Source organism: Priestia endophytica (assembly GCF_026790145.1).
In the GTDB taxonomy this organism is placed as follows: Bacteria; Bacillota; Bacilli; order Bacillales; family Bacillaceae_H; genus Bacillus_I; species Bacillus_I endophytica_A.
Genome location: NZ_JALAMS010000039.1, coordinates 35,916 through 59,658, shown reverse-complemented (window position 1 = coordinate 59,658; position 23,743 = coordinate 35,916). Strand labels below are relative to the sequence as shown.

At 35.7% G+C, this 23,743-nt stretch carries 24 protein-coding genes and 1 pseudogene; 17 read left to right on the top strand and 8 right to left on the bottom strand.

The annotated features are described in order from the left end of the window. Positions 1-104: 104 nt before the first annotated feature. From MOC86_RS22685 to MOC86_RS22650, 8 genes are all read left to right on the top strand, one after another. Entirely contained in the window at positions 105-716 is a 612-nt protein-coding gene (locus tag MOC86_RS22685; protein ID WP_268586244.1) for a GntR family transcriptional regulator, read from the top strand. A 180-nt stretch (positions 717-896) separates the two neighbouring features. Then, positions 897-1,361 carry a MarR family transcriptional regulator gene (locus MOC86_RS22680; RefSeq protein ID WP_268586222.1) on the top strand — a complete coding sequence of 155 codons (465 nt, stop codon included), beginning with the start codon at positions 897-899 and terminating at the stop codon, positions 1,359-1,361. Further along, positions 1,358-1,777 (top strand): nuclear transport factor 2 family protein, encoded by a 420-nt coding sequence (locus tag MOC86_RS22675; protein ID WP_268586221.1) that lies wholly within the window; start codon positions 1,358-1,360, stop codon positions 1,775-1,777. The genes MOC86_RS22680 and MOC86_RS22675 overlap by 4 nt, the downstream gene beginning before the upstream one ends. Positions 1,778-1,892: 115 nt before the next feature. Further along, positions 1,893-2,096 carry a helix-turn-helix transcriptional regulator gene (locus MOC86_RS22670; protein WP_061802704.1) on the top strand — a complete coding sequence of 68 codons (204 nt, stop codon included), beginning with the start codon at positions 1,893-1,895 and terminating at the stop codon, positions 2,094-2,096. Then, on the top strand, positions 2,093-2,776 hold the full coding sequence (locus tag MOC86_RS22665) for a hypothetical protein (protein ID WP_268586220.1): 684 nt from the start codon (positions 2,093-2,095) through the stop codon (positions 2,774-2,776). Before MOC86_RS22670 ends, MOC86_RS22665 begins: the two co-directional genes overlap by 4 nt. Before the next feature lie 35 nt (positions 2,777-2,811). Next, positions 2,812-3,060, top strand: coding sequence for a hypothetical protein (locus MOC86_RS22660; protein ID WP_268586219.1), 249 nt, complete (start codon positions 2,812-2,814; stop codon positions 3,058-3,060). A gap of 33 nt (positions 3,061-3,093) precedes the next feature. Next, positions 3,094-3,711, top strand: a complete 618-nt coding sequence (locus MOC86_RS22655) for a hypothetical protein (protein ID WP_268586218.1) — start codon at positions 3,094-3,096, stop codon at positions 3,709-3,711. 97 nt (positions 3,712-3,808) lie between these two features. Further along, complete coding sequence (locus MOC86_RS22650) at positions 3,809-4,204, top strand: hypothetical protein (RefSeq protein ID WP_268586217.1); 396 nt, start codon at positions 3,809-3,811, stop codon at positions 4,202-4,204. Positions 4,205-4,457: 253 nt separating this feature from the next. Here the strand turns inward: MOC86_RS22650 and cyoE are convergent, their stop codons facing one another. Both cyoE and MOC86_RS22640 read right to left on the bottom strand, forming a co-directional pair. Further along, positions 4,458-5,375 carry a heme o synthase gene (gene cyoE, locus MOC86_RS22645; RefSeq protein WP_268586216.1) on the bottom strand — a complete coding sequence of 306 codons (918 nt, stop codon included), beginning with the start codon at positions 5,373-5,375 and terminating at the stop codon, positions 4,458-4,460. Between the two features lie 785 nt (positions 5,376-6,160). Beyond that, the gene (locus tag MOC86_RS22640; protein WP_268586215.1) at positions 6,161-6,781 is read right to left on the bottom strand and encodes a MarC family protein; all 621 of its coding nucleotides are present in this window, start codon (positions 6,779-6,781) and stop codon (positions 6,161-6,163) included. 200 nt (positions 6,782-6,981) lie between these two features. On the opposite strand from MOC86_RS22640, the gene MOC86_RS22635 reads away from it, so the two are divergent. Then, positions 6,982-8,163, top strand: coding sequence for a pyridoxal phosphate-dependent aminotransferase (locus MOC86_RS22635; protein ID WP_268586243.1), 1,182 nt, complete (start codon positions 6,982-6,984; stop codon positions 8,161-8,163). Between the two features lie 35 nt (positions 8,164-8,198). Here MOC86_RS22635 and MOC86_RS22630 read toward each other — a convergent pair whose 3' ends face one another. After that, a complete protein-coding gene (locus tag MOC86_RS22630; protein ID WP_268586214.1) occupies positions 8,199-9,101 on the bottom strand; it encodes a dienelactone hydrolase family protein in 903 nt (300 codons plus the stop codon). A 128-nt stretch (positions 9,102-9,229) separates the two neighbouring features. Here MOC86_RS22630 and MOC86_RS22625 point away from each other — a divergent pair, with 128 nt between their 5' ends. After that, the gene (locus MOC86_RS22625) at positions 9,230-9,793 is read left to right on the top strand and encodes a DUF6434 domain-containing protein (protein ID WP_268586213.1); all 564 of its coding nucleotides are present in this window, start codon (positions 9,230-9,232) and stop codon (positions 9,791-9,793) included. A gap of 110 nt (positions 9,794-9,903) precedes the next feature. On the opposite strand, the gene MOC86_RS22620 is transcribed toward MOC86_RS22625, so the two are convergent. Further along, complete coding sequence (locus tag MOC86_RS22620; protein WP_268586212.1) at positions 9,904-11,520, bottom strand: APC family permease; 1,617 nt, start codon at positions 11,518-11,520, stop codon at positions 9,904-9,906. 219 nt (positions 11,521-11,739) lie between these two features. On the opposite strand from MOC86_RS22620, the pseudogene MOC86_RS22615 reads away from it, so the two are divergent. Then, positions 11,740-12,084 (top strand): annotated as a pseudogene (locus tag MOC86_RS22615) (FecCD family ABC transporter permease); the annotation flags it as partial. Between the two features lie 12 nt (positions 12,085-12,096). Here the strand turns inward: MOC86_RS22615 and MOC86_RS22610 are convergent. Beyond that, positions 12,097-12,813, bottom strand: coding sequence for a MerR family transcriptional regulator (locus tag MOC86_RS22610; protein WP_268586211.1), 717 nt, complete (start codon positions 12,811-12,813; stop codon positions 12,097-12,099). 14 nt (positions 12,814-12,827) lie between these two features. Further along, entirely contained in the window at positions 12,828-13,106 is a 279-nt protein-coding gene (locus MOC86_RS22605) for a DUF4870 domain-containing protein (protein WP_268586242.1), read from the bottom strand. A gap of 183 nt (positions 13,107-13,289) precedes the next feature. Here MOC86_RS22605 and MOC86_RS22600 point away from each other — a divergent pair, with 183 nt between their 5' ends. After that, positions 13,290-14,258, top strand: a complete 969-nt coding sequence (locus MOC86_RS22600) for a 2-hydroxyacid dehydrogenase (RefSeq protein WP_268586210.1) — start codon at positions 13,290-13,292, stop codon at positions 14,256-14,258. 34 nt (positions 14,259-14,292) lie between these two features. Here the strand turns inward: MOC86_RS22600 and MOC86_RS22595 are convergent, their stop codons facing one another. Continuing rightward, the gene (locus MOC86_RS22595; protein ID WP_268586209.1) at positions 14,293-15,081 is read right to left on the bottom strand and encodes a GNAT family N-acetyltransferase; all 789 of its coding nucleotides are present in this window, start codon (positions 15,079-15,081) and stop codon (positions 14,293-14,295) included. 190 nt (positions 15,082-15,271) lie between these two features. Here MOC86_RS22595 and MOC86_RS22590 point away from each other — a divergent pair, with 190 nt between their 5' ends. From MOC86_RS22590 to MOC86_RS22570, 5 genes are all read left to right on the top strand, one after another. Next, positions 15,272-17,176 carry a PTS mannitol transporter subunit IICBA gene (locus MOC86_RS22590; protein ID WP_268586208.1) on the top strand — a complete coding sequence of 635 codons (1,905 nt, stop codon included), beginning with the start codon at positions 15,272-15,274 and terminating at the stop codon, positions 17,174-17,176. A gap of 85 nt (positions 17,177-17,261) precedes the next feature. After that, a complete protein-coding gene (locus MOC86_RS22585) occupies positions 17,262-19,352 on the top strand; it encodes a BglG family transcription antiterminator (RefSeq protein WP_268586207.1) in 2,091 nt (696 codons plus the stop codon). 5 nt (positions 19,353-19,357) lie between these two features. After that, positions 19,358-20,503 (top strand): mannitol-1-phosphate 5-dehydrogenase, encoded by a 1,146-nt coding sequence (locus tag MOC86_RS22580; RefSeq protein ID WP_268586206.1) that lies wholly within the window; start codon positions 19,358-19,360, stop codon positions 20,501-20,503. A gap of 369 nt (positions 20,504-20,872) precedes the next feature. Next, positions 20,873-22,288 (top strand): MDR family MFS transporter, encoded by a 1,416-nt coding sequence (locus MOC86_RS22575; protein ID WP_268586205.1) that lies wholly within the window; start codon positions 20,873-20,875, stop codon positions 22,286-22,288. Between the two features lie 103 nt (positions 22,289-22,391). After that, positions 22,392-23,123 (top strand): vWA domain-containing protein, encoded by a 732-nt coding sequence (locus tag MOC86_RS22570; RefSeq protein WP_268586204.1) that lies wholly within the window; start codon positions 22,392-22,394, stop codon positions 23,121-23,123. Positions 23,124-23,173: 50 nt separating this feature from the next. On the opposite strand, the gene MOC86_RS22565 is transcribed toward MOC86_RS22570, so the two are convergent. Beyond that, a partial coding sequence (locus tag MOC86_RS22565; RefSeq protein ID WP_268586203.1) for a 3D domain-containing protein occupies positions 23,174-23,743 on the bottom strand: 570 nt, incomplete at its 5' end.

Below are 23,743 nucleotides of genomic sequence, written 5' to 3'. Positions count from 1 at the left end.
GGAGGGATATGATTGTCTTTTACTTTATTTTTGGTATGATTAAGGAAACTAGCCATTCCATGAGTGAAGGGAATTTTTTATAAACAAAAGGTGGATTAACATTGATGAATGAAAAGAAGAAAGCAAATCATCAATCATATGAACTTATTCGAGATAAGATATTGAGTGGTGAATTAGCGAGCGGTACAAAGATCACCGAAGAAAAATTGGCTAATGATTTAGGATTTAGCCGCACCCCTATTCGAGAATCCATTAGAAGATTAGAATATGAAGGGCTTATTGTGAAGAAGAAAGTTCTAAAACCAACGGAAAAGAACTTACGCGATATTTTCCAGGTACGCATGCTCCTAGAGGGTCATGCAGCTAAAAGTGCAGCAACATATGCCTCACAAGAGGACCTAGATGCTTTGCTTCAATGCGTAGAAACAGGAAAGAATGGTTCATATGAAGAAATTATGGAAGCAAATGAACGTTTTCATCAAATTATCGTTCAAAAAAGTGGAAATGAGGTACTAATTGATACAATTGATCGGATGCAGTCTATCATCTATCTTTTCCGCCGAACGGTTGTTTCTTATAACAGACCGTTCCTTATTGAGGAACATGAAGAGATTTATCAAGCAATTAGGGATCGAGAAATGGATAAAGCAGCAGAACTGATGAGGAGTCACTTGCAAAAAGACTTAGATTTTTGCCTGCATTTGCTTCATAACTAGAAAGAAAAGACGTCTACTTTTAAAGTGGACGTCCTTTTTTATTAGAAGGAATACCAATAATATAATCCCAGTTAATAAAACCTCCAATAAGGAGTTGGTTTTTTATATTAAAATTGACTTCATTAAAGTTAACCAGTAAACTAAAATTATTAACCAGTTAATAATTTTAGGGGGAGAGAAATGAATTCTACACAAAAACAAGAAGCATTAAAAGCCATTGAACAGTTTATTATCCAGAAAGAGAAAGTAGCGAAGTCTTCAACTGTAATAGATGAATTAAAAGGGAAATGGACGCTCACTCAGCTGCATATTTTAGCGCTTATTTCAGATTATCCAACAGAAGCAAACAACACCTTTCTCTCTAGAAATCTACATATTACAAAGCCTGCAGTTACAAAAGCGGTAAAACTTTTATTAGAGAAAGAGATGATTGTTCGAAAGTATAAAGAAGGCGATCGGAAATCTATTTATTATTGTTTAACAGATGAAGGAAAAAAGCTAGCTCTTTTACATGAAGAGCTACATATGAAAGCAGAACAAAGATATTATGATTTGTTTGAGGAATTCAATAAAGAAGAGCTTACTGTGATTACAAAGTTCTTAAAAAGGTGGACAGAAACAATTAGTGAGGAGAATAGAAAATGAATAAAAATGAAGTATATACGTTTTTGTCGAACATGTATAAAGACGTCTTATTAGATTTAAATGTTAATAAAGTTTCTCAGTATTTCTCACCAGATTATATCCAAGTAACAGACGGAGTACAGTCCAACTTAAATGGGTTTTTAAACCACTTACTTACGTTAAAAAGCATTGTAAAATCTCTTTCTCAATCACCTTTTTATCACTTTTTATATGATGAGAAAGAAGGAGCTGCAACATTAAGATACGACGTTAATGTAGAGAAGAAAACGGGTGAAAAAGGAAAGGTAGAAGTTATTGCTATTTTCACACTAATTAATGGAAAGATTATAAAGTGTCATGAGCTAACACATGTGATTGAAAATAAAGAAGAGTTCAGGGATATTGGAAAAATTAATACCATAGTCAATCCTGTATAAAGTTTTATACAGGATTTTTTATTGTGAATTTTGACTATGATATTTATAATTTTGACTATTATAGTTGTCAAAAGGAAAAATATGTTATATATTGGGTTTGAGGAGGAAGATACAAGTGAAAAGTCGTTTAAAGGAACTTCGGGCACGAGAAGGGTGGAATCAAACGGAGCTTGCAAAGAGAGCTAAAATTTCACGCCAAACTGTAAGTCTTATTGAACGTGAAGAATATATGCCGTCTTTGCTTATTGCCGTTCGATTATCTCGTCTTTTTAGAGAGCCAATTGAAAATATTTTTATATTTGAGGAGGATGAGTTGTGAAAGGAATCAGTATGATTGCATCTAGTCTTTTTCCTATTGGGCTTGTTGCTTTTTTTGTTCTATACTTTACAGATAATGAACATATTGTAGAAAGGATTTGGAGCTCTGAGGAAAATGTAATGTATGCTCTTCTAGCATTAAATGTCATTTTTATTGTTGTAGTTATTTTTCAATTTATAAAGATGAAGAACTTGCTTGTAGTCTCATTAGATGAGGAACAAGAGGATGAAATAGAAGTGAAGAAATATCGCCTTTTTGCTGATATGACGGTATGCTCAAATGTTTCAATTACTTTATCTATTCTTGCTCTTGGATTAGGATTTATATGGTTTAGAGATTCAAATCCTTGGTTAGCCTTGAACGCTTTTTTCTTAATTATTGGTAGTGTCACTGCAGCTGGCTTGGCCTTTTCGAGCGGAAAGAAAGTATATCCCGAACGAGAGTTTCCAAGCAATTCTGAAGATATGTTGGATGTGATGGATGATGGAGAAAAATTTGTTGTGTTGGAAGGGTTACATAAGGCATATCAACTGCTTATTCCTTTTCTGTATATGTGCATTATGGCTTCTGTGTTTTATACAGCTGTCTCAGGTCATTCGCAAATTTTTTCTATCGTCTTAATGACCATTTTACTTATTGCTGTTCAAATGACGTATGGCATAGTAGTAAGAAACCGTTAACTTCCTACTTCACCTGTAGAAAAGAGGCATGCTTTATGGTTATTCAATCGCAATTGAAGCATAAAGCTTTACTTAGTTTATTACTGCTTGTTATCACATCAAATCTTTTGTTATATCAGTCCCAATTCGGTTTGTCCGTATTACAGGACAATATTAATTCTCCATTGTTAGTTTTCTTCCTAATTGAGAAAAGGCATATTAAACATCTTTTAATTGTTATTCCACTAGGATTAATTGTAGCTCGTCTCCTGATTCCAGTTCAGTACTTAGGTTCTTTCGAGTGAGTAACTGAAATAGGTTTAGGGATAGAAATTCTTTTGATTCTTTTTGAACTCTTTTTGATTGCCAAATTTTTAAAAAACACTCCTAGAATTTTCTCATCAGCGTCTAAAAGTGAACTTCCACTTCTTGCTTCCTTTGATTATGAAATAAAGAGAAATGGAGGAAGAAACCCAATTCTGCACATTCTTTTCTCTGAATTACTTATGTTTTATTATGCATTTTTCTTTTGGAGAAAAACACCCACATATATAGAAAATCAATTTACGATCTATAGAAAGTCCAGTTTGGTTCCTTTTCGAATTATGATGATTCATGCAATTGTAATTGAGACACTTGGTATTCATTGGTGGCTTCATGAAAAGTCCGTTATGCTATCTGTTATTCTTCTGCTTTTAAATATTTACTCTCTATTCTTTTTTATAGGTGATTTGCAAGCCGTAAGATTTAACCCTGCACATATTGGAAAAGATAACATCTACCTTTCACTTGGTCTTATAAGAAGAATGAAGGTTCCTCTTCACACTATTGTTCGTGTAATAGAAGAAAAAGAACAGTTAGAGAAGAAAGTGACGAAAGAAACCATTGAATTTATTGCTCATGATTTTGAAAAAGTTTATTCGAACCTTGTGCTAGGGTTAGATGTGCCAGTTTAAGCAACATTATTTTTAGGAATAAAGAAAAACTATAAAAGAGTAGCTATTAAAGTAGACAATATTATTGAATTCAAAGAAATGTTAAAGGAGAATATAAGTGAAAAGAATAGCTAAGCTAAGCATTTTAGCAACGACATTACTTATCATCCTTACCCCTGTGTTTACTCTTCTAGTTTGGTTCAACTGGAATGAGCTTTTTGGCAATAAAAGGCCACTTGAAGCTCTGCATTCCCTGTATGAACTAGAATTAAAGGGGGATGAAATTAGTGCTATGAAAAATATTAATAACGATACAGAATTTCTTGTAGAAGGAGATGATCCTACTCCTTTCTTTACTCTCTTAGAAGAGCATGGCTATTCTATCATTAAAGGCAAATCACTTCTCGTTCAAAAAGGAAATTCATTATATCCAGTTACAATTAACAAGTTTCAAACCCATTACTCGGTTATTAATGTTAGTAAAGAAGTTTCATTAGACATAATAGGAAAGTAAAAAAGCGTGGAGAACAAGAAAGTTTTCCACGCTTTTTATATTTATATAGTATGTGGCCGTAAATCTTTAGGAGGAGTGTTATGAATATAAGAAGGAGCCGATTTAAGTTTTGGTTTGCCCACATATGTATAAAAAAACAAGTAAGATCCTCCTTATCCCCTAGAAATTGAATAGTCACTTATGTAACCTATTCCTAGGAAGATCAAGAAATGCTTACTTGTTAGAAAATAATATATACATGTAGGAAGATGTATTAGACAAACATCCCAATTAGTGAGTAAACAATAACTGTTGAGAACAACAATGTCATGTGAACAAGAGAGAAAATAAACATTGATGTTGCCCATTTTTCTCCGTTCATTTTCTTATAACCAAACAAGCTTAGTCCTAGCCATAAAAGACCTAAAATGAGAGAGACAATTGTAAGCCCTAAGCTTAATGGAAGGAAGAGAAAGCTTGTAGCTATAAGAACAACAAGATATACGTTTGTTTGCACATATGTTCTTTTAAATCCTTTTACAACTGGAAGCATTGGAACATTTGCTGCTTTATAGTCATCATGTTTACGTATCGCAATTGCATAGAAGTGAGGCATTTGCCAAATCAGTGTAATCACAAAAAGTCCAATAATAGCTGGATTTGTTACGTCCTGACTAATTGCAGCCCAACCAATTAATGGAGGAGTTGCACCTGAAATACTACCGATCTCTGTGTTGTAAATTGTTCTGCGCTTGCTCCACATTGTATAAGGCACAAGATAGAAAAACAGTCCAAGAAAGCCAAAAAGAGCGGCCATTGGTGTTGCTAAAGCTAAAGCTATTAAGCCAAGTACAGCTAAAGAAATGCCGAGCCATAATACTGTGCCTGTCTTAATTTCACCCGTTACAGTTGGTCTATCTTGAGTACGTTTCATTAAAGAGTCAATATCGCGGTCATAGAGGTTGTTTAAAGCTCCTGCCGCACCCATAACAAAGATGGATCCTACCAAAGCAAACAAAAGCTCTGGTAACTTATCAATTAGCGTGAGATTATACGTAGAGAGAGCTAATGTAAGTCCAGCAAGCATTGTAATTAAATTTGATTTAATAATTCCAGTTTTCACTGTCTGCTTTAGGATCGTCCAAGAAGTTCGTTGTTCTGTTGTAACGAGATTTTCTTCCCTTGCTATCATATTTCCTCGCTCCTTTTTATAATAGTAAGTAACCTAAAAATAGTGCTTGTATTGTTCTAATAGCTAAAAAAACATCCCTGTTTTTTGCTGAAAAAATTTTATAGACTACTCGGGTATATTAATGTTATATTCAAGTATTGTCAAGAAAAGGAGTTGAAAAAAAGGGCAAAAAAAGCGCTTATATAGCTTATAAAAGCGTTTTCTATGAAATTGTGCTAATTTGTCCACTTTCTCAATACATTCTCAATTATTCCCGTAAAAAAATTCCTTATTCATAGTATGCTGGAAGTAATGTAAAACATGAGAAAATATTAAAAGAAAAAACAGATAATATAAGGTATAATTTGGATGGCCATTCCTATATATAAATTAATGGGGAATAAACATATGATTACCTTTGATTTTCTAATGAGCTTTGTATCAGGAACTGTTATTGGAACTGTAGGATACCGTCTTTATGAGCAAAATGGCGGGTAATTACAGCGTTTTGTCTAGCCGAAGAATTCACTTGGTGGCACTCAAAAGCTCTCTTCTGAGCCATCAGTAGAAGAGCTTCAGGCTCAGAAAGAACGGTTGGAAGATATGATAGCTGAGCTTCAAGTTCAAGTGAAATAATAAAAAAGGAGAAGCAGTTCCCGGCTGTTTCTCCTTTTTTATTGCTATGGGGGAATAGATAATATATTACTTTGACAATAGAAAATATGCTTGCTTTGTTTTAAAAAGTTGTGTTGAAGAAAACTTTATTTTACTTGAAATTTAAGAAGTAGATCATAAATGTTCTATTTTTAAAGAGAAGGAAAAAGTCCTTTGATTCCTTCTGCAATCATTTGAATAGCCATTACAGCTAGAATAAGCCCCATAAGTCTTGAAATCACATTGACGCCATTTTGTCCAAGTTTCTTAATGATGGATGAAGAATAATAAAATAAAAAGAATGTAACAGCTAGAATTAATGTGTAGCTAATAAAGACGCTCACTACTTGTTTGAGTGAATGTGAATTCTGTGACATGACAGTTGCGATTGTCCCTGGACCAGCCATGATTGGCAGAGCGAGAGGGGTTACTGAGATATCATTTTTAGCTTCAGCTTCCCTTTGCTCTGTTTGGTGAGGGCTTTGAGCATTAGAAGTTTTAGCATGAAGAAGGTTGTAAGCAATTCCAAAAATCAAAATGCCTCCAGCAATACGGAATGCATGGATTGTGATGCCGAACATTGAAAAAATGAAGTTTCCAAGAAGTAAAAATACAGTGAGAATGATGAAAGAAATAATAGCAGCTTTTCGTGCATTGCGATGCTTTTCTTCAAGAGAATAGCCATTTGTAAGTGAGATAAAGATAGGCATGTTTCCTAATGGATTCATAACTGCAAAAAAGGAAATGGTTAACTTTAAAATAAGAGTAAACAAAGTAGACAGCTCCTTTCCTATCTAATATTTATTAACGTACCCACTCTGTCTTGCTATTAATCGATAAAGTAGGTTTATTTACTTTCAATGTAATGAAATATAAAGGGAGTTTAGTTTTACAAAAAAGATACAGGGTCTGTTGTGGAAAAAGGAAATTTAAGATATTTTTAAGTAAGAACGATTTTAAGCAGAAGGGAAAGATTAGAGTGGCAGATTTATCAAAACGAATTGTGGCAAATCTAGAAAACTCCTCATGGATTCGTAAGCTTTTTGATGAAGGAAACCGTTTAAAGAAAGAGTTTGGAGAAGATCAAGTTTTTGATTTCTCATTAGGTAATCCAGTTGTTGAACCACCAAAATCATTCACAGAAGCGCTACGTGAAGAAGTGAAAAAAGGAGGGCACGGATACATACCAAACCAAGGACTTGTAGAAGCAAGGGAAAAAGTAGCTGAGTTTATCAGTTCACGTTTCTCTGGTAACTTCTCCTCGAAGCACGTTGTGATGACCGTGGGGGCAGGGGGAGCTTTAAATGTGGCCTTACGAAGTATTTTAAATGAAGGTGAAGAAGTCATTGTTCTTGCTCCTTATTTTGCTGAGTACAAAGCATACATTGAAAACAACGGTGGAAAGGTAGTTAGCTGTCCATTAACAGAGAAATTTGAGATTGATATTGAAGCTGTTAAAAAAGCCATTACTCCAAAAACAAAAGGGCTTATTTTAAATACTCCGCATAACCCAACAGGAACGGCTCTTACACAAGAAAATGTTAATGAGCTAGGCGAGCTTTTAAAGTCGTGTGAAAAAGAAAACAGTCAAAGTATTTACGTTTTATTTGACGAACCTTATAGCCAGCTTATTTATGACGAAGAGCTTGCAGATCCATTTAAAGCATATCATAATATCATTTTAGCCAGCTCTTTCAGTAAAGATTTAGGAATTGCTGGTGAACGTTTAGGTTATCTTGTTCTAGATAACGATACACCTGATGTGGACCTTCTTACTGCTGCATTTGTATACTGCAATCGTACACTTGGGTTTGTAAATGCGCCGGTCTTAATGCAGCGGGCAATTGCAAGCATGGATAACTTAAAAGTAGATGCAAGCGAATATAAGAAACGTCGTGATTTAATTGTAGATATTCTGCAAGAAGCAGGATTTGACTTTATGATGCCAAAAGGTGGTTTCTTCGTTTTTCCAAAATCACCAATTGAAGATGAAGTAGCATTTTGTCAACACGCAGCTGAAAAATACAAAATCTTAGTTGTCCCAAGCAGCGGATTTGGAGTAAAAGGGTATTTTCGACTATCTTTTAGTGTGTCTCTTGATCAGATTGAACGTTCGAGAGAGGCCTTTATTGCTCTTTATAAAGACTTTGCTTAACAAAAGCAGCCTTATATAAGGCTGCTTTTGTTTTGTTACAAATACTTCTTTAAAAAGTCGCAAGCTTCAGCACGCATTCCAGCTGTCTCAATGTGACCACAGGGATAACGACTCATTTTCCAATGATGAGCTAGCCCCATCTCTTCATAAATTCTTTTTAATTCTTCGTCAATAATAGAAAGTCCATCATAAGGAGTTAACAGATCATGTTCTCCTACAAGACTTAAGTGTGGTCGAGGTGCAATGAAAGATTGAATCTCAGCTGTTTCAAAATGTTTAAGAAGGCTAGGGACATAGGAGTAGAAGCCATGGGAATCAAGCCGTCTCTGTTTTATCAGTGCTCTAGCTTCAACTTGTGCTGTAATATCTATACAAACTGAAATACGCTTATCTAAGGCAGCAATCCACCATGCCATTAATCCACCCATTGACATCCCCATTGTTGCAATGCGCGTAGAATCAACATCCTCTCGTTCGAATAAGTAGTCAATTCCTCTTATGCTGTCGTAGATCATCATTCCCCATAAGACTTCACCATTCCAAAGCATCTCCTTAAAAATCTCTGTTTGAGCTTTTCCTGCTCTTTCTCCAAATCCCCACATATCAAGGCAAAGCACATTGTAGCCTAGGTTTGTTAATGTTTTGGCAAATGCTTCTTCATATAAATATGGACTACTTTTCAGGAGTTCTTTCTTTCCCATGTCGTACAGGCCGCCATGTGAATGATTAAAAAGCACAGTGGGTCTTTTCTTAGCTTTGTTTTTTGGTTTAACGAAATAAGCAGGAACGTTTTCTTTGCCATTTAGGTATAGTAAAAGTTCCTCTACAATGTAGGTTTCCATCTCTCGCTCAAAAAGGGTTGTAACAGAGATTTTACTTCTCTCGGGCAGGTCACCAAGAAGCTCCCAAAGCTTTTGTTTCTCTTTTGTGATTTTCATGTTTTCCCTCCTTTTAAAAAAGTGTAGCGTATAAGACAAATTATAGATTTGAAAAGATGAATTTTCCATATTTAAACTGACGAGAGGGAACGTTTGTTCTATAATGGTAGATAGAGAGGAGAGATAGCATGGAAAGGCCGCCCTTAACAAAAGATTTATCAGAGCATAAATTTAGAGATTTTTACTGGCTTAAAAAAGAACTGCAGTCATTTTACCATAATAATGGATTAAGTACATCAGGATCGAAAGACGAGATAGCAGAGCGTATAGGCATATTTCTGAGGGAAGGGAGAATCGTAAAGCCAGCAAAGAGAAGAACAGTACATTCATTAGATGAAGAGTTATGTCTTGAAACGGTTATTACTGAACGTCACAGGTGTAGTCAGAAAGTGAGGGCCTTTTTTAAGCTTCACATTCCGAATTTTCACTTTTCTACTTACATACAAAATTACTTTAAAAATAATGTAGGAAAGACATATCAAGATGTAATAGAAGCTTGGGTGAAAGAGGAAAAGCGTAAAAAAGATCCAACTTATCGATCAAAGATTGAATCTCAGTTTCAGTACAATCAGTTTATTCGAGATTATTTTGCCGATCCAAAAAATAAGGGTAAGGGCAGAGAAGACGCTATCTTAGCTTGGAAGCATATTAAAAGTCTTCCTGGTGATAACAAATATAGAGGAGAAGAATAGTCTTAACCTAATAAAAAACCTTCTTTTCTCTAAGAGAGAAAAGAAGGTAAGAAGAAAATGAATCTCCTGAAAGTTCAATAGTATAATAATCAATAAGATGAACTATCTGTTTATTTTTCATTTACCCGCTCTTTTTGAGCTGCACGTAAGGCGTCATTCACTTTGCGCCCTTCATCTAAAGATTCACTTTCAATTCCGCTCTTAAGTGCCCAAACATAGAAGAAAAGAGAAAGTACAGTAATTAGAAGCATGTCCCATCCGTACTTAATAATATTTAGTCCTCCAAACTTCTCGCTTCCCAGCCAAGAGATGACTACCATTGAGAGAAGATAAACAACCATCCAAGCTCCAGCTTTGAAATTCTTCTTAAAATCTTTCCAGTTATTTTTGGCTTGATAATAAAAATAAATTGGAAATCCGATTAAGATAATAAACAAAACTTGTCCTGTTAACGGCCAACGCGCCCAATAAAGAGTTAAGGAAGCAAAAATGAAACCAAGTGGTGCAATAATGCTTAATCCTTTTAAACGAAGTGGACGGTATAAATCTTTACCGATTTTTCGCAACGTCATAACAGTAATTGGACCTGTCAAATATGAAATAAGGGTTGCAACTGAGATAATTTCAGCTAACACTCCCCATCCTCTGAATAAGAATAAGAAAATTAAAGATACGCCTAAGTTTACAAACATTGCTTGACGAGGAATCCCATAAAGGGGATGTAGCCTACCGATGAAGCTTGGTAAGTATTTGTTCTTTTCCATTCCATAAAGCATACGAGCTGTTGTTGCTGTATACGTAATTCCTGTACCTGAAGGAGACACAAAAGCATCGGCATACAGTACAATAACAAGCCAGTTAATTCCCAACGCAATTGCTAAATCGGCAAACGGTGAATTGAAGTTCAAGTGACTCCAGCCGTTTACAATTGCTGCAGGATCAACAGCGCCGATAAAGGCTACTTGAAGAAGTACATAAATTACAGTAGCAATTAAGATAGAGCTAATAACAGCAATCGGAATAGATCTACCTGGATTTTTAGCTTCGCCAGCCATATTAATAGGGCTTTGGAAACCATTAAAAGCAAATACAATTCCAGATGTTGCAACAGCCGTTAGAACACTAGCCCATCCACTAGGTGCAATGCTGTCTCCTGCTGTGAAATTTCCACTATTAAAGCCAACAAACAACAGAGCGCCAATTGTTAATCCCGGGATTATAATTTTGAAAACGGTAATAAGCGAGTTTGCTTTCGAGAACAAACTCACTGTCCAATAGTTTAGGAAGAAGTAAACAAGTAAAAGGGCTGTGGCAACAAGTAATCCTTTACCTGTAAGTGTTCCCTCTTTTACTAGAGTGCTTGTCCACTGCGCCCATTCCCAAGGCCATGAACTCATATATTGAACTGAAGCAACTGCTTCAACAGGAATAACAGAAACAATAGCAATCCAGTTTGCCCAAGCAGCGATAAATCCTAGGAAAGAGCCATGTGAGTATTGCGTATATTTGACCATCCCGCCAGCTTCTGGAAACATTGCACCAAGTTCACTATAAGAAAGAGCAATCATACCAATAACAATCATACCAATAATCCATGAGAAAATAGCGGCTGGACCAGCTATTTGAGCAGCTCTCCAAGCTCCGAAAAGCCAGCCTGAACCAATGATTGAGCCAAGCCCAACCATGATAAGCGAAAAAGTACCCATATTGCGATTTAAATTGTTCATAAAATTAGCACCTTTCAATATCATTTGAAAATTAAATGCAAAAAAAGCTAAATCTTGGTGAGTAGAAAATCATAGATGTGTGATATCACGACCTTTTCGCTAGGTTTTCACTATTATATCATCTTTTTTTATTTTCTGTATTTGTTGATAGGTTTTCACATTGGCTAGGATATTAGGTGTAAAAGAGAGGGTGAGATACTTTAGTGTTAAAAATAGAAAGATGTGTTGAATTTAGGGGATCAAGTAGCTACAGGACTTGGTACAAAAGTTGAAAAAGAGCGTAGAACTTTGCTTATTGTTGTGGTTGCCCTAGCAGGAAGTTCCGTTTCGGTTGGGGGAGGAATTGCTTTTCTTGGGCTTGTAGCTCCTCATTTAGGAAGAAGATTAGTAGGTCCACGTCATGAGCGTTTTTTGCCAGTTACAGCCTTAATAGGAGCATTACTTCTTCTTGTTTCAGATACATTAGCAAGAAATATTTTAGCACCTTCGGAAATCCCTGTTGGCCTCGTTGTAGCGGTAATTGGGGCACCATACTTTCTTTATTTATTAATAAAGAAAGCTTAAAAGACCAGTCTTTTAAGACTGGTCTTTTTGATGTTTTGTCAAAGACTTTAAAAACCTCAGCTCCTTTTCAGTAAAAGGGTTGAAAATTTCATTAGAAATGACAAGAGAAGTTGAAGAGAATTTATCTCCTATAATTGTTCTCTTTACAAGGTCTTGCATATTAGAATACAGATGTCTGGCTTGTGAGGAAGAAGGAGAAATATCTTCTTCTGCTAGATATTTTAGTTCTGTATAAAGAGTAAAGTACTGCTGATCAAGCTTTGTTCTTTCTTCTTCTGTAAAGTTTTGGATGGAAAGCTCACTCTTACTATGTTTCTCTCTCTCATCCCAAAGTAAAGAATACAGAACAAAACAAAATAAGCGAAGGTCAATATTCTGATGATTGGATGTTACTGTTTTAATATGATATAAGGCAGAAATTGTTTTCTCAATTGAATCTCGTTCCTCTTTAAGGTGAGCTAGTTTAGAATCAATTGCTATATGCAAGGTTTCTTGTTCAACAGAGCTCTTATCTAATAGGTTTTTTATTTCTTTTAAGGAAAAGCCTATTAACTTTAAAGATTGAATCTGCTGTAAACGCATGACGTCTTCTTCTTGATAGAGCCGATGTCCGCCTTCCTTATAATGACGTGGACTAAGAAGGCCAATCTTATCATAGTAGCGTAACGTTCGAATAGTTACCTCTGTTTTAGTTGCAAGTTCCCCAATTGTTAACATATTTCGTTCCATCTTTATCACCTTCGTTACTTTAAATATGGAAGAGCCCAATACTTGTAAGGTTTATGAATTAATATGGAAATCATGGCATTTAAAATAAAAAATGATTCAATTATGAGAATGATATATGAAAATGACTTAAATGAAGAGGGGAGAATATAGCTAACTAAAAATAATGGAAAAATGGTTAGGTGGAAGTTTAAAGCTTTACGACTTGTTTCTCTATAAAAAATCTTCTTTTTTCTAGAAGCAAGAAACATAATAAGCGGTGGAATAAACCCCAAAATAAGGGAGGTTCCAAGCATTAATTGTACCATGACTTTTTCTTTTCTTCTTACGTGCATTGTTTTTCATCCTTTCTTCTCTTTTATTATTGAGTGTAAAGGGTGACGTAAGGGGAGGTTCAAGATACTATTTTGTTGAATCCCTTTTAAAGGGCACTGTATAGTAAAAGAAGAAACAATAATGGGAATAGAGGAGGAAAAAGTATGGGGGAGTATAAAATTGTTGTTACACGAAAAATTCCTGATGAATCGTTAGACATTATGAAAAAGTATGGAGAATTATATATATGGCCTGAAGAAGAAATAGCAATGCCTTATGAACGATTAAAAGAAGAAGTCCATAATGCTCATGCTCTTTATACAAATGTAGGAGATAAGATTGATCGTGAACTTATAGAAAGTGCGCCGCATTTGAAAGTGATAAGCACAATGGCTGTTGGTTTTGATAACATTGAGATGGAGTATGCTAGAGAACGAGGGATTGCTGTTGGTCATACGCCTTCTGTTTTGAATGAAACAACCGCAGACTTAGCCTTTACATTACTTATGGCAGCAGGTCGGCGCATTGTTGAGGGAGCATATTATATAAAAGAAGAAAAGTGGAAAAGCTGGGGGCCTATGTTGTTAACAGGACAAGACATTTACGGAGCGAGACTTGGCATCATTGGTATGGGAAGAATTGGTGAAGGAGTTGCCCGGCGAGCTCTTGGATTTAATATGGATGTTGTATATTATAATCGAAATCAAAAGCCTCATATTGAAGAGGAAATAGGCGTTACATATTGTGAGCTTACAGAGCTTCTTCAAACGTCCGCCTTCATTGTATTGCTAGCTCCAGGTTCTGAAGAAACAAGACATATGATAGGAACAGAACAGTTTCAGTTAATGAAAGAAAGTGCTGTGTTTATTAATGTTTCGCGTGGAACAAACGTAGATGAACAAGCATTGTACAAGGCATTAAAAGAAGGGGAGATCTGGGCAGCTGGCCTCGACGTATTTGAGGAAGAACCTATTTCTGCTTCTCATCCACTTCTTTCTCTTCCTAACGTAACAGCAGTGCCTCACATTGGCAGTGCAAGTATTGCAACTCGCAAGAAAATGGCTATGATGGCTGCAGAAAATTTAGTTGCTGGAATAAAAGGGGAGAAACTACCGTTTGAAGTTCAAGCATAGAAATAGAAACATGCTCAAACATTTGAGCATGTTTTTATTTTCTCACAAAAACAGTATAAGTTTTCGGTGTGTGAAAACCAAGCTTTTTAGCGAGGTGTTTAGAGCTTTCATTGTTAAAATCACAATCCCAACGAGGCGTGAGTTTCTGCTTTAAACAGTGCTTAATGAAGACATGAGCCACTTTAGTTGCTAGCCCTTTTCCTTGATGTTGCGGAGATGTTGAAATATCTATTTCAGCAAACTTCCCTCCACGAAAGATAGTCGTACAAGTGCTTAAAATATTTTGATGATGATCAACGATACAATATCCAAAACCGTTATGCAAGAAATTATGAACAGATCCCCAATACTCCTTATAGTAGGCTTCATGGAACTCCTTGTGCTTTTTGATGTAGTAGTAATTCATTTCTTTGATGGAAGAAGAGGAAGGGCAAGAAGGAAAATCTGAACTATATACACAAGGGTCAAAGTCAAAAGAGCATCGCTGCATTTCTTTACAATGACCTCCGATTGTATCGCGTATTTTTTGATCTAAAATTTTGTTGGGGGAAAATAAAGTAAGCCGATTTGCTTTATTCTTGGCTTTTTGAGAGAGATAATCTTTAAACCACGAACAAAAACATGGATTATTTAAATCCCCATCTGCAAAATAAAGCCCTGAACGAGTTTTGAGTAAGAACGTATCAATTGTGGAACAACTACTAACAAAAATATCTCCTTCTATGACACCGTGTGCAACAGCATAAGCAAATGTTGGTGGGAGAGGATTATTATTCAAAAGGGGAATTATTTTTACAAAATCTGACTTTGATAAGTTCAACATACTTTTCCTCCTAAAGATAGAATTGGAAGACTGTGAAGAAGATTATGTAGTTGAGAGCCATTACAAAAGCTTTGTCTTCTTCTCTGCGACAAAGTTAGTTTTCTTCTTTGTTGAATGAAAGCAATTCATATCCTAACATTATAGCTGTAGTTATTATAAGTCTTAATACACATAGAAAGGAAGAGAGCACATGGCTCAATCAAATATAAAAGTTGCTGTACAGAAGTTCGGTAACTTTCTAAGCTCAATGGTAATGCCGAATATTGGGGCATTTATTGCTTGGGGGCTTATTACAGCACTATTTATTGAAAAGGGTTTCTTTCCGAATGAAAGCCTTGCCAAGTTAGTTGATCCGATGGTCACGTATTTACTTCCTTTGTTAATTGGATACACAGGAGGTAAGCTCGTTCACGAGCAGCGTGGAGGAGTTGTGGGAGCTATTGCAACAATGGGGGTTATTGTTGGTTCTGATATCCCGATGTTTCTCGGTGCTATGATTATGGGGCCGCTTGGCGGTTATGTTATTAAAAAGTTTGACCGTGCAATTGAAGGGAAAGTTAAAACTGGTTTTGAAATGCTTGTTAATAACTTTTCGGCGGGGATTCTTGGTGGTATCTTAGCTATCTTAGCATTTCTAGGAGTTGGACCTGCTGTTGATGCTTTTACAGGCTGGTTAATGGCTGGTGTAGACTGGATGGTTGCTCATGGTCTTTTACCATTAACAAGTATTCTTATTGAACCTGCAAAAGTATTGTTCTTAAATAATGCAATTAACCACGGAATTCTCTCTCCAATTGGAGCTGAGCAAATTCGTACAGATGGCCAGTCTATTCTACTGCTTCTCGAAGCAAATCCAGGACCTGGTTTAGGAATTCTCCTTGCTTATGCCTTCTTTAGCAGAGGATCAGCAAAACAATCTGCACCAGGGGCAGCTATTATTCATTTCTTTGGTGGGATTCATGAAATCTATTTTCCTTACATCTTAATGCGTCCATTATTAATCGTTGCAGCTATTTTAGGAGGTATGAGTGGAGTATTCACCTTTGTATTACTTGGTGGAGGGTTACAAGCTATTGCATCTCCAGGAAGCATTTTAGCAATTCTTGCAGCAACACCAGGTGGCGCCTATATGGCAAACATTGCGGGTGTCCTTGTTGCTACTATTGTTTCATTTGCAGTTGCATCACTCATTTTAAAGACTGGAAAAGAAAAAGCAGAAAACATTGAAGAAGCATCTAAAAAAATGCAGGAGATGAAAGGGAAAAAGAGCTCTGTAGCAAGTACACTTACAACCAACCAAGGAGCTATGCCAAACAACGTTCAGAAAATTGTTTTCGCATGTGATGCTGGTATGGGTTCTAGTGCGATGGGTGCTTCACTACTTCGCAAGAAAGTAAAAGAAGCAGGATTGTCTATTTCAGTTACAAACACAGCTATTAGCAATCTGCCGAGTGATGCTCAAATTGTTATTACACAAGAGGAGCTAACACCGCGTGCTCAAAATAAACTACCAGATGCTTATCACATCTCTGTTGATAATTTCTTATCAAGTCCAGAATATGATAAGCTCATTGATAAGTTGAAAAATGATCATGATACACCAACTGAAGAGTTAGTTGAAGAAGTGGAAGAAGAAGCTGCTCCAGTTGAGCAGGATGATAGCTTATTAAGAAAAGAAAATGTGTTCTTGAATCAGGAATTTGCTAATAAGGAAGAGGCTATTCGATTTGCAGGACGTGTTTTAGTTGATAGCGGATATGTTGAAGAAAGTTACATTGAAGCTATGATTGAGCGTGACAATATGACATCTACTTTTATGGGTAATGATGTTGCTATTCCACACGGTACAGAAGAAGCAAAGAAAGCAGTATTAAAATCTGGTTTCACTGTTCTTCAAGTTCCACAAGGAGTGGACTTTGATGGTGAAAAGGTTCGCTTAATCTTTGGTATTGCTGGGAAAGATGGAACTCATCTTGAAATTTTATCAGGGATAGCAGTTACTTGCTCTGATATGGCAAACATCGAAAAAATGGTAAAAGCTGAAACAGCTGAAGAACTAATGGAGCTTTTAAACGGTGAAGGGACTTCAAGCTAATGTATAAAATAGAAAGGCATCTAGGTGCCTTTCTATTTATGCATTTCTGTACTCCATTTCACGTTATAAGAAATGAGCTGATATTTTGTTTATAACCTCAAGAGAAAAGGAAATTATTGAGCTGATTATTAAAACATCAGGTAAACATACGCCATTTTCAATTGCAACGTTTCTAAATGTTAGTGTAAGAACAGTTCATAGAGATTTGAGAGCTATTGAGAGAGTTCTGAAAAACTTTGACTTAACACTTGAACGAACAAGCGATAATGGACTAATGATTATTGGGAAGAATGAACGTGTTTTTAAATTAGTTCAAGCGTTAATGAACACTGAACCTGTTGATCAATCACCACAACAGCGCAAGTTAATTTTGCTTTTATCCTTAATAAGAGGTGAAGAATCTTTTAAGCTTCAAGTGCTTTCGCGAGAGCTAGGGGTAAGTACGACAACGTTATCTTCCTATCTAGATGAATTAGCAGAGTGGCTTAAAGATTTTAAAGTTACATTATTAAGAAAACGAGGTGTAGGAGTTAGTCTCCATGGAAGTGAAGAAAGTAAGCGTAAAATGTTAGCTGCTTATTTGCTTATACACTTTGCTGAAGAATTGATTCAAGATTTATTTCATACTGAGAACCTTGGAAATGATAAAAAAGAAGTATTGAACTACCTTAAGGTTCCACATCTGATAAAAATAAAAGAAGCTGTTAATAGAACAATGCAGCTTAGCATTTCAAAACTTGCAGATAGTGATTATATTGGATTAATCGTTCATATTTGTATTGCGATACAAAGGACAAGTGACGGTTTTTTATTAGAAGAGGAATATGACAATTCAATCCGATTTTCACATGAATATAAACTGATTGAGGAGATTTGCTCAGATTTCATTCATAATGATCAAGAAGCATTAACTGAAAAGGATCTTTGCTTTTTAACGATTATTTTTAAAGGCTCCAAACTTCAAGAAGGCTATTATATTTATAATGACAGTATTATCCTTAGTAGCTTAATTAAAAAAATGATTGAAGAGGTTTCGGCTCAACTTCATGTAAATCTTGAAGATGATTTTTCACTTTTTCAAGGTTTGCTTGCTCATATGGAACCATCACTCTTCAGAATTCAACAAAAAATGGCTTTGTTTAATCCTCTTACAGAAGATATTCGCAGGAAATATCCTGTTTTATTTATGGCTGTAAGGAATAGCCTTGAGAAACATTTTAAAGAAGTATTATTTCCTGATGATGAAGTAGCGTACTTAGTACTCCATTTTGGATCAGCACTTGTTCTGCGTGAAGAAGCAATAGCGTTGAAAGCTTTAATTGTTTGCCCAACAGGGATAGGCACATCTAAAATGCTTGCAAGTCGAGTGAAGAAAGAAGTCATTGAAATTCAGTCTGTTGAAATCTCATCTTTAATGGAGATTCAGAATCGAGATTTATCTCAATATGATGTGATTATTTCAACTGTACGACTTCCGTTCACACATCTTGATTATATTTTAGTGACCCCTCTTCTAAATGATGATGATGTTTCATCCATTCATCAATTTCTGCAAAATCATATCGGGGACTTAACGAAAAATAAAAGCTATGCCACTATTCATTATGATGAAGCAACCTTTTCATCTCGTTTGAAAAAACCTTTTCGTAACGTATTAAAAGAGTTAGAAGATGTTTATAGGAGTATGGAAGCTATTCTTAATCATTTTACAGTACTCCATTTTAAATCACCCCTCTCTAATCATAAGGAAATCATAAAAAAGGTTGTTCAACAGCAAGAAGATAAAGGTCTGCTATCTCAGAAAAATGAAGTTGTAAAAAAGCTAGAAGAGAGAGAAAAAAAAGGTGGGCTTGGTATTCCTGAAACAGGAATGGCTCTTTTCCATACTAAACATTCTTCTATTGCTACTCTAAGTTTTCAAATTGCTCATCTTGAAGAGGCATGTACTGTTAAAGGGATGGATGGTAAATACATGGAGGTATGGAACATGTTATTCATGTTAGCTCCAGAGAATTTAAGTACGCGTCAGCAAGAAATCTTAAGTCTTATTAGCACAACACTTATTGAGGATAAAGAGGCAATGATGATTTTTTCTTCATCGAATGAAACCATTATTCGTCAAAAGTTAGAAGAAACATTTTATGAATATCTCCAAAATAATTTAATAAAGGAATGATAAAGATGAAAAAGGCAGTTCACTTTGGTGCAGGAAATATTGGAAGAGGGTTTATAGGTGCTTTATTTGCTCAATCAGGATACCATGTTACGTTTGTTGATATTGCTGAGCAAATTATTGAACAACTTAACAGGGATAAAAGTTATCAAGTAAAAACGGCTGCACAACCGCAGGAAGTTATCACAGTAGAGAATGTTTCAGGTTTAAATAATCTTCAGCAAGAACAGGAAGTTATAGAAGAAATTAAAGAAGCAACATATATTACAACAGCGATAGGGCCAAATATCTTGCCACGAATTGCTCCACTTATTGCAAAAGCTCTTGCTGAGCGAGTAAAGTCTAATGATGAAAAAGTGTATGTTATTGCATGTGAAAATCAAATTTCAGCAACAGATATTCTAAAGGAGCATATTTTAAATGCGCTAGAAAATGAAGAAAAAGAAGCTGTTATTCAAAAAGTAAGTTTCTTTAATTCAGCTGTTGATCGTATTGTACCTATCCAAACAGAGCAAGGTTCTTTAGATGTTTTAGTTGAACCGTACTATGAGTGGGTTGTAGAAACAAGCGAAGAAATCCCTCCTGTAGAAGGAATGAAAATTGTCCCAGAGCTTGCTCCTTTCATTGAAAGAAAGCTGTTTACTGTTAATACAGGACATGCTGTCATTGCCTATCTAGGATATCTAAAAGGAAAAGAAACGATTCACGAAACATTACAAGATAGCACTATACATGAAGAAGTAAAAGCAACGTTACAAGAAACAGGGGCTTATCTAGTAAAAGCATATGGATTAGATGAAGAAGAACATAGTGCATACATCGAGAAGATTATTGGCCGATTTGAAAATCCATATCTTAATGATAGTGTAACAAGAGTAGGGCGTTCTCCAATTCGTAAATTAGGTCCTCAAGATCGATTAGTGCGTCCTGCAGTTGAAGCGAAGAAAGCGGGTCTTTCTTATACCCATCTTGCTAAGGCTATTGCAGCTGCATTACTCTTTGCTCCAAAAGAAGATGAAGAAGCAATGAAGTTGCAAAATCTGCTTAAGGAACAAGGGATTGTAGCAGTACTAGAACAGATTAGTGAACTTGATGAAGATGGTCCTATTATGAAAGAAATTGTACAACATTATGAAAATTTGAAGGGTGAATAAAAGAAGCTGGGGAATTAAATCCCCGGCTTCTTTTATGTAAGTTTTCTTCCTTGCATAGGGAAGATTCTAACCACATATGATAAGAAAGATTTTAGAAATGAAATACATAGTTCTAAGCGTATTATGATAAAATCCATAGCGATATATGTTATGATAAAAGACGGAATATATTAGTGCACCATACATTTATCTATTACAAATAGAAAATTTTTCCCTAGCATAAATAAGTTAAGGAACGGGAAGAGGATAAGTGTACACCTACGTACATAATTTCACTTTGTGAAATTTTAGTAAATAGAAAAGTTTATAAATGGTAAAGAGCTTTGCAAAACTAATATGTTAACAATTTAAAAAGAAAGGGAGACATTCATGGAGCAAACTTCAACACACAAACATCACGAGTATAGTGTAAAAGTGATTATGACCGTATTGCTTGCGGGCGCCTTTGTCGCTATTTTGAATCAAACGCTATTGGCAACAGCATTGCCGCATATTATGGCTGATTTGAAAATTGATGCAACAAAAGCACAATGGCTAACAACGGTTTTTATGTTAGTTAACGGAATTATGATTCCTGTTACAGCATTTTTAATCGGGAAATTTTCAACAAGAGGATTATTCTTAACAGCAATGGGCCTATTTGCTATAGGTACAGGAGTTGCTGCTATTTCCCCGACATTTTCCGTATTGCTTGTAGGACGTGTATTACAAGCCGCAGGAGCTGGTATTATGTTACCACTCATGCAAACCATTTTACTTTTAATGTTCCCAATTGAAAAACGCGGAAGTGCAATGGGAATGGTTGGACTTGTTATTGCCTTTGCGCCAGCTATCGGACCAACACTATCTGGATGGATTGTTGACAGCTACTCATGGCGCTATTTATTTTATCTCATTTTCCCAATTGCAGTTATAGATATTATTTTCGCGTACTTTGCGCTTAAAAATGTGACAGAGCGTAAAAATCCAACGCTTGATGTTCTGTCCATTATTTTATCTACGCTTGGTTTCGGAGGCTTGCTGTTTGGCTTTAGTAATGCAGGATCAAATGGATGGGGAAGTTTATCTGTTTTAGCCCCGCTTATTGTTGGAATCGTAACACTTGTTTTATTTATTGTTCGTCAGTTTAAATTAAAAGAACCAATTTTAGAATTTAGAGTGTTCAAGAATCCGATTTTCACACTTACAACAATTATTGCAATGATTGTTTTCACAGCAATGATTGGTGGTGCAACAATTTTACCGCTTTACATCCAAGGAATGCTGCACTATAGCGCTTTAAGATCAGGGCTTATCCTTCTTCCAGGTGCCATTCTAATGGGTGTTATGTCACCAATTACAGGACGAATCTTTGATAAAGTAGGAGCGAGAGGATTGTCTCTTGTGGGAACAGCGCTTCTAACGATTGGTACAATCCCATTTGTAATATTAGATGATCATACATCAATTACACTTATTACAATTATGTATGCAGTCAGAATGCTTGGGATGGCAATGGTTATGATGCCTTTAACAACGGCTGGTTTAAATCAACTGCCAAGAGAGCTTATCACACATGGTACAGCTATGAATAACACAATGCGTCAAGTTGCAGGAGCAATTGGAACAGCGGTCTTAATTACAGTGATGAGTAGTGCAACTAAAAATGCGGAGACAGCTGATCAGTTGGTGGCTCAAATTCATGGAGTCAACATGGCATTCCTGGTTACCGCAGTTCTTGCTTTCGTAGCATTATTAATGTCTATCTTTGTAAAAGGCTCAAGAAAAAGTGCTTTAAGTAAATAAATTATTTATCAAAAGCTGTTCTCTTAAGAGGACAGCTTTTTTACATGAATAAAAATAGAGTTTTGATATAATGAAAAAAAAGGAAAGGGAGAGGGGAGTATAAATGATAACAATTGATTTACAGAAAGAAAATGTAAAACAGGTTTTAGAGAAAAAGAATATAAGAGGCGTCAAAGCTCGTGTAGGTCTTGTTTTAGACATTACAGGATCAATGAGAGCACTTTATAAAAATGGAACAGTGCAGAAAGTTGTAGAACGTATCTTAGCTGTAGCACACGAGTTTGATGATGATGGGGTTTTAGATGTATGGGTGTATGATAATGAATTCTCAAGGCTCAAATCTGTCACTGAACTAGACTTTGAAGATTACGTAAATCGAGTGATTTTAGGAGACGACCTCATTCATAAATTTGGCCGAAACAACGAATTACCTGTTATGGAAGACGTTATTAAAAAATACATAGAAGAGGAAAAAAGTGATTATCCAACTTTTCTTGTCTTTATTAATGATGGAGGGTGTAAGAAAAATATTAAATCTCTTATTGAAAAAAGCGCAGTAAAGCCAATTTTTTGGCAATTTGTTGGTATTGGTAATGGAAACTTTGACTTCTTAAAAAAACTAGATGAGCTAGAGGATCGCATTGTAGATAATGCAGATTTCATACACATTGAAGATATTGAAAACACCTCAGACCGTGAACTTTATGATCAATTATTAAATGAGTTTCCTTTGTGGCTAAAAGCAGCCAAAAAAAAGAGTGTAATAAAAAACGTGCAAGAAGATAACCGAAAAGAAGGATTTTTCAAGAGAATTTTTGGAATGCAAAGGAAATAAAGCATGAAAAAGAGAATATGAATATCATATTCTCTTTTTCTATTATTCTATTAGTTTAAAACTTTAACTTGAACAGTTCTTGAACCCCAGTTTTTAGCTTGATGGTGATCAGCCATAAAGATATCAATACGGTTACCTTTAATAGCGCCACCTGTATCTCCAGCGATTGCTTCACCATAGCCTTGAACCCATACTCTAGAACCTAATGGAATAACGCTTGGGTCAACAGCAATTACTTTTTGATTAGGATTGCTTTTTAGATCAATTCCCGTAGCTGTTACACCTGAACATCCAGAACAGTCAGCTGTATATGCTGTAGCTGTAGCTGTAATTGTTTTAGATGCAGTTGCTTGCTGTTGTTGCTGTTGTTGCTGTTGTTGCTGTTGTTGCTGTTGTTGCTGTTGTTGTTGTTGTTGTTGTTGCTGTTGTTGCTGTTGTTGCTGTTGTTGCTGTTGTTGCTGTTGAGCTTGGGCTTCTTGTTGAGCTTGAGCTTGTTGCTGAGCTTGTTGTTGAGCTTGTTGTTGAGCTTGTTGTTGAGCTTGGGCTTGTTGCTGAGCTTGTTGCTGAGCTTGAGCCTCTTGTTGAGCTTGGGCTTGTTGCTGAGCTTGTTGCTGAGCTTG

Coding starts and splice junctions, on each gene's coding strand:
- MOC86_RS22575 (WP_268586205.1), top strand. CDS start 20,873: ATGGAGCAAACTTCAACACACAAACATCACGAGTATAGTGTAAAAGTG.
- MOC86_RS22570 (WP_268586204.1), top strand. CDS start 22,392: ATGATAACAATTGATTTACAGAAAGAAAATGTAAAACAGGTTTTAGAG.
- cyoE (WP_268586216.1), bottom strand. CDS start 5,375: ATGATAGCAAGGGAAGAAAATCTCGTTACAACAGAACAACGAACTTCT.
- MOC86_RS22660 (WP_268586219.1), top strand. CDS start 2,812: ATGGTTATTCAATCGCAATTGAAGCATAAAGCTTTACTTAGTTTATTA.
- MOC86_RS22580 (WP_268586206.1), top strand. CDS start 19,358: ATGAAAAAGGCAGTTCACTTTGGTGCAGGAAATATTGGAAGAGGGTTT.
- MOC86_RS22630 (WP_268586214.1), bottom strand. CDS start 9,101: ATGAAAATCACAAAAGAGAAACAAAAGCTTTGGGAGCTTCTTGGTGAC.
- MOC86_RS22590 (WP_268586208.1), top strand. CDS start 15,272: ATGGCTCAATCAAATATAAAAGTTGCTGTACAGAAGTTCGGTAACTTT.
- MOC86_RS22625 (WP_268586213.1), top strand. CDS start 9,230: ATGGAAAGGCCGCCCTTAACAAAAGATTTATCAGAGCATAAATTTAGA.
- MOC86_RS22600 (WP_268586210.1), top strand. CDS start 13,290: ATGGGGGAGTATAAAATTGTTGTTACACGAAAAATTCCTGATGAATCG.
- MOC86_RS22595 (WP_268586209.1), bottom strand. CDS start 15,081: ATGTTGAACTTATCAAAGTCAGATTTTGTAAAAATAATTCCCCTTTTG.
- MOC86_RS22685 (WP_268586244.1), top strand. CDS start 105: ATGAATGAAAAGAAGAAAGCAAATCATCAATCATATGAACTTATTCGA.
- MOC86_RS22605 (WP_268586242.1), bottom strand. CDS start 13,106: ATGCTTGGAACCTCCCTTATTTTGGGGTTTATTCCACCGCTTATTATG.
- MOC86_RS22620 (WP_268586212.1), bottom strand. CDS start 11,520: ATGAACAATTTAAATCGCAATATGGGTACTTTTTCGCTTATCATGGTT.
- MOC86_RS22610 (WP_268586211.1), bottom strand. CDS start 12,813: ATGGAACGAAATATGTTAACAATTGGGGAACTTGCAACTAAAACAGAG.
- MOC86_RS22680 (WP_268586222.1), top strand. CDS start 897: ATGAATTCTACACAAAAACAAGAAGCATTAAAAGCCATTGAACAGTTT.
- MOC86_RS22675 (WP_268586221.1), top strand. CDS start 1,358: ATGAATAAAAATGAAGTATATACGTTTTTGTCGAACATGTATAAAGAC.